The sequence below is a fragment of the Klebsiella sp. S69 genome, assembly GCF_016516145.1.
Classification (GTDB): Bacteria; Pseudomonadota; Gammaproteobacteria; order Enterobacterales; family Enterobacteriaceae; genus Klebsiella; species Klebsiella oxytoca.
In genome coordinates this window covers 41,610-55,133 of the sequence record NZ_JACVUU010000004.1, presented here as the reverse complement: position 1 = coordinate 55,133, position 13,524 = coordinate 41,610, and the positions used below count along the sequence as shown (strand labels likewise).

General features: G+C 55.6%; 14 protein-coding genes. 8 read left to right on the top strand and 6 right to left on the bottom strand.

The window, feature by feature from the left end; all coding sequences use genetic code 11:
• The first annotated feature begins 257 nt into the window (after window positions 1-257).
• Genes IAE27_RS05645 through cmoB form a run of 5 tightly spaced genes read left to right on the top strand, consistent with a single transcriptional unit; the run spans window position 258 to window position 3,890 of the window.
• On the top strand, window positions 258-824 hold the full coding sequence (locus IAE27_RS05645) for a hydrolase (protein WP_064397741.1): 567 nt from the start codon (window positions 258-260) through the stop codon (window positions 822-824).
• The gene (locus IAE27_RS05640; RefSeq protein WP_049127522.1) at window positions 821-1,639 is read left to right on the top strand and encodes a DUF72 domain-containing protein; all 819 of its coding nucleotides are present in this window, start codon (window positions 821-823) and stop codon (window positions 1,637-1,639) included. The genes IAE27_RS05645 and IAE27_RS05640 overlap by 4 nt, the downstream gene beginning before the upstream one ends.
• 53 nt (window positions 1,640-1,692) lie before the next feature.
• Window positions 1,693-2,088, top strand: coding sequence for an MAPEG family protein (locus tag IAE27_RS05635; RefSeq protein WP_004103403.1), 396 nt, complete (start codon window positions 1,693-1,695; stop codon window positions 2,086-2,088).
• Between the two features lie 39 nt (window positions 2,089-2,127).
• Entirely contained in the window at window positions 2,128-2,871 is a 744-nt protein-coding gene (cmoA, locus tag IAE27_RS05630) for a carboxy-S-adenosyl-L-methionine synthase CmoA (protein ID WP_004103405.1), read from the top strand.
• The gene (cmoB, locus tag IAE27_RS05625; RefSeq protein WP_004113808.1) at window positions 2,868-3,890 is read left to right on the top strand and encodes a tRNA 5-methoxyuridine(34)/uridine 5-oxyacetic acid(34) synthase CmoB; all 1,023 of its coding nucleotides are present in this window, start codon (window positions 2,868-2,870) and stop codon (window positions 3,888-3,890) included. The genes cmoA and cmoB overlap by 4 nt, the downstream gene beginning before the upstream one ends.
• Before the next feature lie 298 nt (window positions 3,891-4,188).
• On the opposite strand, the gene cutC is transcribed toward cmoB, so the two are convergent.
• Both cutC and IAE27_RS05615 read right to left on the bottom strand, forming a co-directional pair.
• Window positions 4,189-4,932 carry a copper homeostasis protein CutC gene (gene cutC, locus IAE27_RS05620; protein WP_016808313.1) on the bottom strand — a complete coding sequence of 248 codons (744 nt, stop codon included), beginning with the start codon at window positions 4,930-4,932 and terminating at the stop codon, window positions 4,189-4,191.
• Window positions 4,933-5,008: 76 nt separating this feature from the next.
• Window positions 5,009-5,578: a VOC family protein gene (locus IAE27_RS05615; RefSeq protein WP_070556968.1), complete on the bottom strand. Its 570-nt coding sequence runs from the start codon at window positions 5,576-5,578 to the stop codon at window positions 5,009-5,011.
• 229 nt (window positions 5,579-5,807) lie between these two features.
• Between IAE27_RS05615 and argS the strand changes: the two genes are divergently transcribed.
• A complete protein-coding gene (gene argS / locus IAE27_RS05610) occupies window positions 5,808-7,541 on the top strand; it encodes an arginine--tRNA ligase (RefSeq protein WP_064351721.1) in 1,734 nt (577 codons plus the stop codon).
• Window positions 7,542-7,617: 76 nt separating this feature from the next.
• Here the strand turns inward: argS and IAE27_RS05605 are convergent, their stop codons facing one another.
• Window positions 7,618-8,757 (bottom strand): glycoside hydrolase family 105 protein, encoded by a 1,140-nt coding sequence (locus IAE27_RS05605; RefSeq protein WP_070556970.1) that lies wholly within the window; start codon window positions 8,755-8,757, stop codon window positions 7,618-7,620.
• A gap of 4 nt (window positions 8,758-8,761) precedes the next feature.
• The gene (locus tag IAE27_RS05600; protein WP_004103413.1) at window positions 8,762-10,345 is read right to left on the bottom strand and encodes an MFS transporter; all 1,584 of its coding nucleotides are present in this window, start codon (window positions 10,343-10,345) and stop codon (window positions 8,762-8,764) included.
• Between the two features lie 76 nt (window positions 10,346-10,421).
• Here IAE27_RS05600 and IAE27_RS05595 point away from each other — a divergent pair, with 76 nt between their 5' ends.
• Entirely contained in the window at window positions 10,422-10,607 is a 186-nt protein-coding gene (locus tag IAE27_RS05595; RefSeq protein ID WP_187326155.1) for a hypothetical protein, read from the top strand.
• Between the two features lie 103 nt (window positions 10,608-10,710).
• Window positions 10,711-11,139 (top strand): universal stress protein UspC, encoded by a 429-nt coding sequence (gene uspC, locus IAE27_RS05590; protein ID WP_004103417.1) that lies wholly within the window; start codon window positions 10,711-10,713, stop codon window positions 11,137-11,139.
• Between the two features lie 28 nt (window positions 11,140-11,167).
• On the opposite strand, the gene otsA is transcribed toward uspC, so the two are convergent.
• Both otsA and otsB read right to left on the bottom strand, forming a co-directional pair.
• Window positions 11,168-12,592 carry an alpha,alpha-trehalose-phosphate synthase gene (otsA, locus tag IAE27_RS05585; protein WP_004103421.1) on the bottom strand — a complete coding sequence of 475 codons (1,425 nt, stop codon included), beginning with the start codon at window positions 12,590-12,592 and terminating at the stop codon, window positions 11,168-11,170.
• A complete protein-coding gene (gene otsB / locus IAE27_RS05580) occupies window positions 12,567-13,370 on the bottom strand; it encodes a trehalose-phosphatase (protein WP_016808315.1) in 804 nt (267 codons plus the stop codon). The genes otsA and otsB overlap by 26 nt, the downstream gene beginning before the upstream one ends.
• Between the last annotated feature and the right edge of the window lie 154 nt (window positions 13,371-13,524).

The window sequence follows — 13,524 nt, the reverse complement described above, 5'->3', positions numbered from 1 at the left end:
AACTTAGCCGCAGGCGGATTGTTGCCTGCCTTGCAGGCGACGAGGTCGCAGCTTTAGCTGATGTCACTACTGAATGAAAAAAGGCGGCTATTATACTGGAAATTATGCCGCACGATAAGCCCGGCGCAGCGCGCAGCGTTGCTTTGCTGTGCGCTTAGTGCCTGCACTCACAAAAATTAACAAAAATTGTTACCCTTGGGCAGAATCGGCAACGGTATTGTAGCGACCTGACCACCTGGAGAAGATACGGGGATATTATGTTAGAACTCAATGCAAAAAACACCGCGCTGGTCATTATTGACCTGCAGGAAGGTATTTTACCGTTTGCTGGCGGCCCTCATCGCGCTGATGAAGTGGTTGAGCGGGCCGCGAAGATGGCGAAAAAGTGTCGCCAGCAGGGCGCCCCCGTAGTGATGGTTCGCGTCGGCTGGTCAGCGGATTTCGCCGAAGCGCTGAAACAGCCGGTCGATGCCGAGGCTGGCGCCCATACGCTACCGGAAAACTGGTGGACCTACCCGCTCGCGCTGGACAAACAGGAAAGCGATATCGAAGTTACTAAACGTCAGTGGGGCGCTTTTTACGGCACTGACCTCGAGCTGCAGCTTCGCCGTCGCGGCATCGACACCATCATTCTGTGCGGAATATCCACCAACATCGGCGTCGAATCCACGGCGCGCAACGCCTGGGAGCTGGGATTTAATCTGATTCTGGTTGAAGATGCCTGCAGCGCGGCGTCGGCCGAACAGCATCAGGGCAGCATGACGCACATCTTCCCGCGTATTGCTCGCGTGCGCAGTACCGAGGAGGTACTTGCCGCCTTATGATCTATATTGGGCTTCCCCAATGGGCGCACCCGAAGTGGGTGCGCCTGGGTATCACCAGCCTTGAAGAGTATGCCCGCCACTTTAATTGCGTGGAGGGCAACACCACCCTGTACGCGTTACCAAAAGCGGAGATTGTCAGCCGATGGTATGAACAGACCCACGACGATTTTCGCTTCTGCTTCAAGTTTCCGGCCACCATTTCGCACCAGGCGGCGCTGCGCAACTGCGACGACTTAAGCCAGGAGTTTTTTACTCGTCTGGCGCCGCTGTCTTCGCGCATCGGCCAATACTGGCTACAGCTGCCGGCGACGTTTGGCCCCCGAGACCTTCCCGCCCTCTGGCACTTTCTTGATAGTCTGCCGCGTGAATTCAGCTACGGCGTCGAAGTAAGGCATGCGGAATTTTTCGCCAAGGGGGAAGCGGAACAGCAGCTTAATCGCGGCTTGCATCAGCGAAACGTCAACCGCGTTATCCTCGATAGCCGCCCGGTTCACAGCGCCATCGCCCGCAGTCAGGCAATGATCGAAGCACAAAACAAAAAGCCCAAAGTCCCCGTCCATGCGCTGGTGACGGCCCGGCACCCGATGGTGCGCTTTATTGGCAGCGACGATATGGCGCAAAATCGCGAGCTTTTTAGCGTGTGGATAAGGACGCTGCCAAAATGGGCGCAAACCACAACGCCCTACCTGTTCCTCCACACACCGGATATCGCCCAGGCTCCGCAGCTGGTCGACATCCTGTGGAGCGATCTGCGCGCCGCCCTACCGGAAATAGGTGATGCGCCGTCAATTCCGCAGCAAACCTCTCTTTTCTGATATCCTGCTATCCTCAACTGAGCCACCGGATGGAATAAAAGGGAGTTTTGAGTATGGTCAGCGCGCTGTATGCGGTTTTAGGTGCGTTATTGCTAATAAAGTTTTCTTACGATGTCGTACGCCTGAGGACGCAATATCGCGTTGGCTACGGCGACGGTGGTTTTAGCGAGCTGCAGGTTGCTATTCGCGTGCACGGCAACGCGGTGGAATACGTTCCCATTGGCCTGATACTGCTGCTGTTTATGGAAATGAACGGCGCGCAAACCTGGATGGTCCACGTTTGCGGTATTTTGCTGATTGTCGGGCGCCTGATGCACTCTTATGGTTTCCATCATCGCCTGTATCGCTGGCGCCGCTCCGGCATGAGCGCGACGTGGTGTTCATTGTTGCTGATGGTGCTGGCGAACTTCTGGTATATGCCCTGGGAGTTGGTTTTCTCCGTCCGTTAGCGCACAATACGCCGTTTTCGATTTTTCGGGTTTAACGTTATGTCTCACCGCGATACGCTTTTTTCCGCGCCGATTGCCAGTCTCGGCGACTGGACCTTTGATGAACGGGTTGCTGAAGTCTTCCCGGATATGATCCAGCGCTCTGTTCCCGGCTATTCCAACATTATTTCAATGATCGGCATGCTGGCGGAACGTTTCGTTCAGCCGGATACCCAGGTTTACGATCTCGGCTGCTCGCTTGGCGCAGCCACGCTGTCCGTGCGCCGCAACATTGCCCATGCCGGCTGTAAAATTATCGCCGTTGATAACTCACCGGCGATGGTCGAACGCTGCCGTCGCCATATTGACGCCTATAAAGCGCCGACGCCGGTCGAAGTTATTGAAGGCGATATCCGTCACGTCACTATCGAAAATGCTTCGATGGTGGTGCTGAATTTCACCATTCAGTTTCTCGAGCCGGGCGAACGCCAGGCCATTCTTGATAAGGTTTATCAGGGGCTGAATCCGGGCGGTGCGCTGGTGCTATCGGAAAAATTCAGCTTCGAGGATGACAACGTCGGCGAACTTCTGTTCAACATGCATCACGACTTCAAGCGCGCCAACGGCTACAGCGAGCTGGAAATCAGCCAGAAGCGCAGCATGCTGGAAAACGTCATGCTCACCGATTCCGTGGAAACCCACAAAGCCCGCCTGCGCAAGGCCGGTTTCGAACATGCCGAATTGTGGTTCCAGTGCTTTAACTTCGGATCGTTAATCGCCGTAAAATCCGGGGAACCGGCATGATTGATTTCAGCAACTTTTATCAATTGATTGCCAAAAGCCCGCTGTCACACTGGCTGGAGACGCTACCCGCTCAGGTCGCGGCCTGGCAACGTGAAGCGCTGCACGGCAAATACCGGGAGTGGGAACGGGCCGTCGAGTTTCTGCCCGAGTTTGCGCCCTACCGCCTCGACCTGCTGCATAGCGTCACCGCCGAGAGCGAAACGCCGCTCGGTGAAGGCCAGCGCCTGCGCATTGAAAACCTGCTGAAGAATCTGATGCCCTGGCGTAAAGGGCCCTTCTCCCTTTACGGCGTGAATATCGATACCGAATGGCGTTCCGACTGGAAGTGGGAGCGCGTACTGCCGCACCTTTCCGACCTGACCGGACGGACTATTCTTGATGTCGGCTGCGGCAGCGGATATCACATGTGGCGGATGATTGGCGCCGGCGCTCATCTGGCGGTAGGCATCGATCCCACCCAACTGTTCCTTTGCCAGTTTGAAGCCGTACGTAAACTGCTGGGCAACGACCAGCGGGCGCATCTGCTGCCGCTGGGAATTGAACAGCTTCCGGCGCTGAACGCCTTTGATACCGTTTTTTCGATGGGCGTGCTGTACCATCGTCGTTCCCCGCTCGATCACCTTTGGCAGCTAAAAGATCAGCTGGTTCCCGGCGGCGAGCTGGTGCTGGAGACGCTGGTCGTTGAAGGCGACGAAAATACCGTGCTGGTGCCGGGCGATCGCTATGCGCAGATGCGCAACGTCTACTTTATTCCCTCTGCCGCCGCGCTGAAGCAGTGGCTGGAGAAGTGCGGATTTGTCGATGTACGCATCGTCGATGCGTGCGTGACCTCGACCGAAGAGCAGCGCCGCACCGAGTGGATGACCACCGAGTCGCTGGCCGACTTCCTCGATCCCGAGGACAGTAGCAAAACCCGCGAAGGCTATCCCGCCCCGCTGCGCGCGGTGATTATTGCCACCAAACCGGAAACGGAACAGTCTCTGGCAGCGAAAAAACGTGCCGACAAGCGGGCCGGTTGACGCGTTTTTAGCATAAAAAAAGGCCCCTGTTTAATGGGCAGGGGCCTGGTACGGGCAATCATCATATTGGGCGACATGATGTGCAGCAAAAAACGGTTTATCCCCGTCATACTTCAAGTTGCATGTGCGTTGGCTTTGTTACTCGGCTCATCCATGAGCCTCGCCCTTACGGGCCGCCGGGATACGGCGTTCAAATCTGTTCCAGACAGATTTGTCGCTCACCCCAGTCACTTACTTGAGTAAGCTCCTGGGGACTCCCTGCGTCGCCGCCTTCTCGCAACTCGAATTATTTAGGGTTTTAATCTCTCTGTGCGGAAATAATCTTCTTCATTTCCGCTACCGCTTCGCCATTGACGGCGTAGCGTAAGTATTCATCAGCATCGGCATCCGTAGACATCGACAACCCGGGATTACGAAAGCGCATCGGGGACGGTAGCCACTGGCCTGCCGAGCTGTGGACCTCTTTTACCCCAGCCTGCAAAAACAGCGGCAGGTTGGCGGCACGCACTCCTGCGCCGGCCATAATAATAGGAGTGTCGCTTTGGGAAATAAGTTCCCTGATTAATGAAATTCCTTTTTCGGCAGACGGCTGCTGGCCCGAAGTCAGGATCCGCTGAACGCCGAGCTCAGCCAGCTCAACGCTGGCCTGGCGCGGGTTGGCGCACATATCAAAGGCACGGTGAAAGGTGACGGCCATCGTTCCCGCCGCCGCCATTATTTTTTTCATTCGCGCCCTATCTACCTGACCGTCGGCGTCCAGGATGCCGATCACCATGCCGGGAAAGCCGAGATCTCTCACCGCAGCCACATCATCAAGCATTGCGGCAAATTCGCCAGCGGTATAGCAAAAGTCACCGCCGCGCGGACGAATAATTGGATGAACGGGGATGGTCACCGACTCACGCACCGTTTTAAGGACGCCCAAGGAAGGCGTCAGCCCCCCCTCCTGCGGCGCGGCGCATAGCTCGATGCGGTCGGCGCCGCAGCGCTGGGCCTCCAGCGCGCACTCCATGCTGTAACAACAGACTTCCAGTAAGCTCATTCTTCTCTCCGTCGATATGGCAGGCACGACAGAATGTCACGATTTCTTCCGACAGACGCCGCGTAGCTTCACACTGTTATCGTTCTGATTGTTCGCTGGCGACAATTTGCTCAATCGACCACGGGTGAAATTTGATCGTCACTTTGCCATCGGTAACCGCCAGAGTTGGATTCGGCAAGCGCTCATGCTCTCCTTTAGGCGCGCTGGTCTTTACAAAAATGCCCGGTTGGCTCAATCCATCATCGGAAAGCAGCGCCAGGGCGCGGGTATTGAGCGTTTCGGGCTCGCCAGGCAGAACGATTTCAATATGCTCCCAGCCTTCATGCGGATAGCGCTTTTCGCCCGGCCACGGCAGTTCAACAATGCTAAAACGCCAGTGCGCCACGACCACCGGCTCATCCAGCCTGAACAGGCAGATGGAGCGGCCGTTAATGACATTTTCCGACAGCAGCGTGCCGCATTGCTCAAAGCCGCGACGCCAGCGCTCCGCCGTGGCGTTCTGGTGACAGCGCAGGGAAATATGGTCGGCATCAAGTGGCGTAATATCGAGACCAAGCCGATGAGCAAGCGCGTTTAGCGCCTCGGTAAAGCGCGGCAGGTCCGCGGAAATATCGTTTAATTCATTAATCTGCTGCCAGTTCGCCATCGTAAGCCTCGGTACGCGCTAAAAAGCGCTAATCTATCGCGTTTTCCGCAGTCGACCAACCGGCAATCGTCGGCGACGTCCGGCGAACGGCTATTCGTTGAGCGCGAGGCTCAGCAACCTCCGTGCGGTGCTGACGCGTGGGTGCAAATGCAGTATACTCCTGCCCTAATTTGTCCACATTCCCGCGCCGCCCCATCAGGGTGACGGCGTGTTAACGTAAGGTGTTTCGGTGAATATTCAGGCTCTTCTCTCAGAAAAAGTCAGTCAGGCCCTGATCGCAGCAGGCGCGTCTGCCGATTGCGAACCTCAGGTCCGCCAGTCAGCAAAAGTCCAGTTCGGCGACTATCAGGCCAACGGCGTGATGGCCGTTGCCAAAAAACTGGGCATGGCGCCGCGACAACTTGCAGAGCAGGTACTGTCTCATCTCGATCTGAGCGGGATTGCCAATAAGGTAGATATCGCCGGCCCTGGCTTTATTAATATTTTCCTCGATCCGGCCTTCCTCGCGGAAAATGTCAGCAGCGCGCTGAAATCGGAACGTTTGGGCGTGGCTCAGCCGCCGGCACAAACCGTGGTGGTCGATTACTCTGCGCCGAACGTGGCGAAAGAGATGCACGTAGGCCATCTGCGCTCCACCATCATTGGCGATGCCGCGGTGCGTACGCTGGAGTTTCTCGGGCATAAAGTGATCCGCGCTAACCACGTGGGCGACTGGGGTACCCAGTTCGGTATGCTTATCGCGTACCTGGAAAAACAGCAGCAGGAGAACGCCGGTGAAATGGCGCTGGCCGACCTCGAAGGTTTCTATCGTGAAGCGAAAAAACACTACGATGAAGATGAAGCCTTCGCCGAGCGCGCGCGCAGCTACGTCGTTAAGCTGCAGGGCGGCGACGAATATTTCCGCGAAATGTGGCGCAAGCTGGTCGACATCACCATGTCGCAAAACCAGTTAACCTATAACCGCCTGAACGTCACCCTGACCCGCGATGATGTTATGGGCGAAAGCCTTTATAACCCGATGCTGCCGGGTATCGTGGCCGACCTGAAGGCCAAAGGGCTGGCGGTAGAAAGCGAAGGCGCGACGGTGGTATTCCTTGATGAGTACAAAAACAAGGAAGGTGAACCGATGGGCGTCATCATCCAGAAGAAGGATGGCGGCTACCTTTACACCACTACCGATATCGCCTGCGCAAAATACCGCTACGAGAATCTGCATGCGGATCGCGTGCTTTACTACATCGACTCTCGCCAGCATCAGCACCTGATGCAGGCGTGGACTATCGTACGTAAAGCCGGCTACGTGCCGGAGTCCGTACCGCTGGAGCACCACATGTTCGGCATGATGCTCGGCAAGGACGGCAAACCGTTCAAAACCCGCGCCGGCGGTACCGTGAAGCTCGCCGACCTGCTGGACGAAGCGCTGGAACGCGCCCGCCGTCTGGTGGCGGAGAAAAACCCGGATATGCCCGCCGATGAACTGGAAAAACTGGCGAACGCGGTCGGGATTGGCGCGGTTAAGTATGCCGACTTGTCAAAAAACCGCACCACTGACTATATCTTCGACTGGGATAACATGCTGGCCTTTGAGGGCAATACCGCGCCTTATATGCAGTATGCCTATACCCGCGTGCTCTCCGTGTTCCGCAAAGCGGATATTGATGAAAGTGCGCTAGTGGCGGCGCCGGTGGTCATCACCGAAGACCGCGAAGCCCAGCTGGCGGCCCGTCTGCTGCAGTTTGAAGAAACCCTTACGGTCGTTGCCCGTGAAGGCACGCCGCACGTTATGTGTTCTTACCTGTACGATCTGGCGGGTCTGTTCTCCGGTTTCTATGAGCACTGCCCGATCCTGAGCGCTGAAAGCGAAGAGACACGCAACAGCCGCCTGAAACTGGCTCTGCTGACGGCGAAAACGCTGAAGCTGGGTCTTGATACCCTGGGTATCGAAACCGTAGAACGGATGTAATATGTCGAAAGAACCCGGCTTAACGCCGGGTTTGCCGGGCGGCGGCTGACGCCTCACCCGGCTGTTCTCACCTGATTCAAAAATACTTCCGCAGATACTCCGTCAGACACAGGATCGCCATCGCCTGGCCATACGGCATCGACGTCAGCGGGATGTCGCGATAAAAATCGAGATCCGACCCCATCCCGGTACCGAAGGACGTTTGCAGCAGTTCCCCTTGCGCAGAGATATTCGCCACAATGCCGCGAATCGCTTTTTCCGCAACCTCCGTATACGCCTGACTCACGTAGCGCTTGCGCACCGCCTTGAGGATCCCATACGCAAAACCGGCGGTCGCCGAGGCTTCCAGATAGGAGTCAGGGTCATCAAGTAGCGTATGCCACAGGCCGCTATCGTCCTGACAGCGGGCCAGCGCCGCAATCTGCGTATCCAGCACCTGCACCAGGTAACGTCGCACCGCGCTGTGTTCGGGTAAATCCACCAGCTCCAGGAAATCCGGGATCACGATCGTCAGCCAGCTATTGCCGCGCGCCCAGCGGGCGCGAGCGAAATTATGTCGCCCCTCATAGTTCCAGCCGTGAAACCACAGACCGGACTCGCGGTCCATCAGATTCTGCACGTGCAGCAGAAACTGATACACCGCCTCCTCTACGTATTCGGGGCGATTAAGCAGCTTACCGATTTTCGCCAGCGGCAGAACGGTCATCATCAGCGTGTCGTCCCACATTTGCTGATGATTTTCTTCCGCCAGCGTGATGTGCTGCATGCCGCCAGACTCCGTGCGCGGCATCTCGTTCATCGCCCACTCGGCCCAGCTATCGAGCCAGGGCAGATACGCGGCGTTGCCCGTCTCTTCATAGCGATAAGCGAGGGTGAGAAACGGCGCCATGGTGTTGACGTTTTTGGTGGTCGCCCCCTCGGCAAAGCGATCGGCAAACCAGCTATCGATAATATCGCGCATTGCGGTATCGCCGGTCTGCTGGTAATACTGCCAGATGCCGTACAGGCCGACGCCGTGAGTCCACTCCCAGCCGTTCCACCCTTTCGTATCAATGATGCGCCCGTCGTCCAGCCGCAGTAAAAATTGCCCGCTTTCATCTTTAATGTTGACCAGATTTTGCGTGACCTTCTGAATCAGCGCCTGCAGTTCATTGCGGGCGATAAAGCGCTCAGGCTGGCGCAGTAGGGGGCTATGTTTGACAGGCCAAACTTTCATATCCTTAACCTCTGTTATATGTCGAATTCATGGCAGAACGCTGTTTCAGCGATGGCGCGGCGGGTTTATTACGATTCAGATAACCAATATTGTTGTTTCCCCACAGGGAGTCGTACGGCATCCCGGCCAGCATCTCGACTACTTCACGATCCTGGGCGCTGGCCAGTTCCGGCTGAGCGCGTCCGGATTCACGCATTTTGAGCGTTTCCGCACGCAGGACGCTGTGGGTTTGCAGATTGAGCTTAAAGCGCAGGGAAACGAGGAAGCCGCAGGCCAGCACCAGCAAAGTGCCGACGCTGAGGATCAGCAGAATGGTATGGCTCACTTCATAAGGCTGCGTTTTCTGCCCGGAGACAAAGCCGGACATCTGCATGATGATCCCTACCAGCATCACCGCCCCGGCCTGGGAAGCCTTACGCGTCAGAGTCATAATCCCGGCAAAGATGCCTTCGCGACGCTGGCCGGTGATCACTTCGTCCACGTCGGCAATATACGTATAGGTGTTCCACGGAACATAGTTGATGCCGCCGCGGCCCAGACCCGCCACTGCGGAAATCAGCAGCAGCAGCGAATAAACATCGCTGAGGCCAGCGTAGTACAGCACCGCGTAAGAGAGCGAACTCAGCCCGAACAGCACTACCACCATGCGGTACGATGGCGCCGGACCGAAGCGAATACACAGCGGGATCATCGCAATAACCGCAATAAACTGGAAGATCGCCATGGTCCCCAGCAGGTTGGAGGCCATTGAGGCTTCCTGCATCAGGACAAACACCACATAGTAAGTAAAGACCGCATTGAAGACATCCTGGGCGATATAGCCCCCCAGATACATCCCCAAATGCTGACGGAAAATTTTAATGCGCAGGGTCGAACTTAATTCAATAAACAGGCGATTAAGACTCTGAGACAAGCTCAGGTTCTGTTTCTCCTCTTCGGCGCGCAGCGCAGCCTCGGTCCACTCTTCACGCGGGCGCTCCCAGGTAAAGAACCAGACAAAAGTTAACATCATTGCGCACAGCACCGAGAACACCAGGCTGGCGTAGAAGAAAGAGACGGCGTTGTCTTTGCCGAAGATGGTCAGCAGAATGCCCGGCAGGAAAGAAGCCAGGATCGCCGACATCTGCGCCATAGAAATACGCGCGCCGGAGAATTTGGTTTTCTGTTTAAAATCGTCGGTCATTTCCGGCACCAGCGTTTCATACGGCACCAGAATCATGGTATAGACGATGTCAAACAGCAGATAGGTCAGCAGGTAGTACCAGAACCCCATATCCCCTACCCACATAATGGAGTAGCTAAACACGCAAGGGATGCCGAGCAGGATAAAAAACTTACGCCTGCCAAAACGTTTTCCCAGCCAGGTCGAGCCAAAGTTATCCGTCAGAAAGCCCATCAGCGGGCTGATTACCGCATCCAGAACTCTGGCAGTGGCAAAAATGAGCGTCGCCTCGATAGGCGAAAGTCCGCAAAAGGTGGTGTAGAAGTAGAGCAGCCAGGCTGCCGTGAGTGCAGTTGTTCCCGCACCAAGAAAATCGCCCGATCCATAGGCAAGGTAGTTAACCAAACCGATTTTACGTGTTTTCATCGCCGTAAATCCTGTGTCTTTTTTTTGAGAACTCCGAACCGCTTTTTGGCTCATTCCGCCAAAAGGGGGTTGATACATGGCTACAGTAAGAACATGGGAACGGCGTTACCTTTTCATTTTTGCCAGCCAAAAGCGTTCAATGGCAAAAACACAAAGAGTCGATGAACACGCTTCACTGATTTATAAAACAGCGTTTCTTTTAATGCAAAAGATCGGACCAAAAACTGAGATATGGCCACCGAAACGGCGCGTCGTGGAATGAAATTTGGGCACTGTATTTCGCTGCGGATAAACCTTGCGAATGCTAAGGAATGGGAGTAAAGACAATAAGAAAAGGGTTGTTTCGCGTATATCAAGGAGGCTTGATGCCCTACTCACATCTGTTGGTCGCCGTGGCGCCAACCCCGGAAAGCCGGGTCCTCATTCAAAAAGCCGTCTCCATCGCACGTCCGGTCAATGCAAAAGTCAGCCTGATTACGCTGGCGACGGATCCTGAGCTGTATAATCAGTTTGCGGCGCCCATGATGGAAAACTTACGCGAAGTGATGCAGGAGGAGACGCGCGGATTTCTGGCCGAGCTGGCCCGCCACGCCGACTATCCTATAGAGAAAATGACCATTGCCAGCGGCGGAATTGCTCACCACGTGCAGGATTTTTGCCGACAGCATCGCGTTGACCTGGTGATTTGCGGTAACCACAACCAGAGTCTGTTTTCTCGCGCCACCTGTTCGGCAAAAGATATTGTTGGCAGTAGCGGCGTCGATGTGCTGCTGGTTTGTCTGGAAAAAGGCTAGCGCCGGGGAGGCGCTAACCGTCTTGGCCTCAGGCGAGTTTAGGGAAAGTGGCGACCTTGCGCTCTAAGTGGCTCTCCTCGCTCCCTGGCTCAATCTCCTTTAGATCGGCAATAAACCGCTCCTGCCAGCGATGAATATCGTTTTCCTTAATCACCGCCAGCATGGCCGAATGGCGGGCAATACGCTCGGCCAGAGGCATGGTTAATGCCTTATCCAGCGCCGCAGCGACCTCATCGCGATCGTAAGGATTAACGATTAAGGCCGTCGGGAGCTCGTTGGCCGCGCCGGCAAACTGCGACAGCACCAGCACGCCCGGATTTTGCGGGTCCTGCGCGGCGACATACTCTTTCGCCACCAGGTTCATACCATCGCGCAGCGGGGTAACCAGACCAACGTCGGAGTAGCGGAAGATTTTCATCAGCAGCTTGCGTTCAAAGTGCTGGTTAAGGTAGTAAAGCGGCGTCCAGCCCAGCTGGCCATACTGGCCATTGATACGGCCGGCTGCGTTTTCCAGCTGATGACGAATATCCTGATAGGCCTGAACGTCCCCGCGTGAAGTCGGCGCAATCTGGGTATAGCGAATCTTGCCGTGATGCTGCGGATAGTTCTCCAGCAGGGCTTCATAAGCAAGAAAACGCTCCGGCAGCCCTTTCGAATAGTCCAGCCGTTCAACGGAAAAGATATTTTGGACGCTTTTGAGCTCGCTCTTCAGCTGCGCCAGCTTCGGCGGCAGCGGCCCTTTAGCACTGCGCGCAATCTCTTCCGGATCGATACCGATCGGATAGACTTCGGTCTGGAAAGGTTTTCCCCAGGCCACATGCTTTTTGCCGTCGCGCGTCGTCAGGCGGGTTTGCATCGATACGCAATCCAGAAACGCTAGTCGGTCGCTTTCGGTCTGGAAACCCAGTAAATCGTAATCGCAAAGCTGTTCAAGCAGTTCCGCATGCGGCGGTAACGCGTTAAACACTTCCGGCGTCGGGAACGGAATATGCAAAAAGAAGCCGATACGATTATTGACGCCGCGCTGGCGCAGTTCGCTGGCCAACGGCAGCAGATGATAATCGTGGATCCAGACGATATCGTCAGGTTCAATCAGCGGTAGCAATTTATCCGCCAGGGTCGCATTAACGCGCTGATAGCCCTCCCAGGCTTCACGCTGAAAATCAACCAGGTCAAGACGATAGTGGAATGCGGGCCATAAAACGGCATTGGAAAAGCGGTTGTAATATTCGTCGTGATCCTGCTCGCTAAGATTGAAAGAGGCCCAGGTGATATTGCCCTGAGTCACTTTTTTTAACGGCTGTTGGTCGTCACCGATTTCCCCACTCCAGCCGAACCACAAACCTCCGGCTGCTTTTAATGCCCCCATAATCCCCACGGCAAGGCCACCGGCGCTGGCCTTTTTGTCATCCGGCGGGGCAATACGATTAGATACTACGACTAAGCGACTCATAGCCATCTCTCCTGTCGGTTAGCGCATCTGGTTGTTGCCCATGATTCGCGATGTTACTAATCCAAAGATGGACGGCGGGCACGTCAGGCAAACGCCAACGCGCTTGCGTTTCGCCGCCGCCCACTTTGACCGATACGCCATTCAATTGATTCACAACGCTAAAACCAGCTTCATCGGTTAAGTCATCACCAACAAACACCGGCTTGCGTCCTTTGAATGGAGCTTCCTGCATAAAAGCGGCTATCGCTTCACCTTTATTCACTCCACGCGGTTTGATCTCCACCACGCACTTACCCGGCTGCAGGGCCAGAATGGGATGGCGCTGGACGATAGATTGCGCCAGCGCCAGCACCGCTTGCTGCTGCTCCGGCGCCTGTCGATAGTGCAAAGCAAAAGCCATCCCCTTACTTTCCAGTTCGCATCCCGGCAAAGCATCCAGTTCCGTCGTCAACTGCGCAGAGAGCGCCTTCAGAAGTGAATCCGGTAAAGAGACAATATGCGTTTTACCATTGATGTCACGGCGTTCAGCCCCGTGGACACCGGCAAGCGGTAGCCGGTAAGGACGGGTAAGCTCATCCAGCTCAACCATTGAGCGCCCTGAAATCAATGCCACCGCGCCGTTTTGCTGCTGCACAAGCTGGCGCAGCGACTGCAGAACATCGGCTGGAATGACCACCTGATCGGGATGGGGTTTGATACCGGCAAGGGTACCATCGAGGTCAAAGAAAAAAGCGTAGTTTCCGGTTAACGCAGGCGGTACATAAATCTGGTCAGCCACCCTGTTTCCTCCTTATCATGGCCAGCAATATGCTGGGTGTTAAATTATTGTAGCCATGTAAGTATAGACAGTGTGACCAGCATCGCCATTTTTGATAGTCATCGCCAGCGCAACGGGCGCTGGCGAGGGTTTAGGATTAAACTGAAAAGTTGGA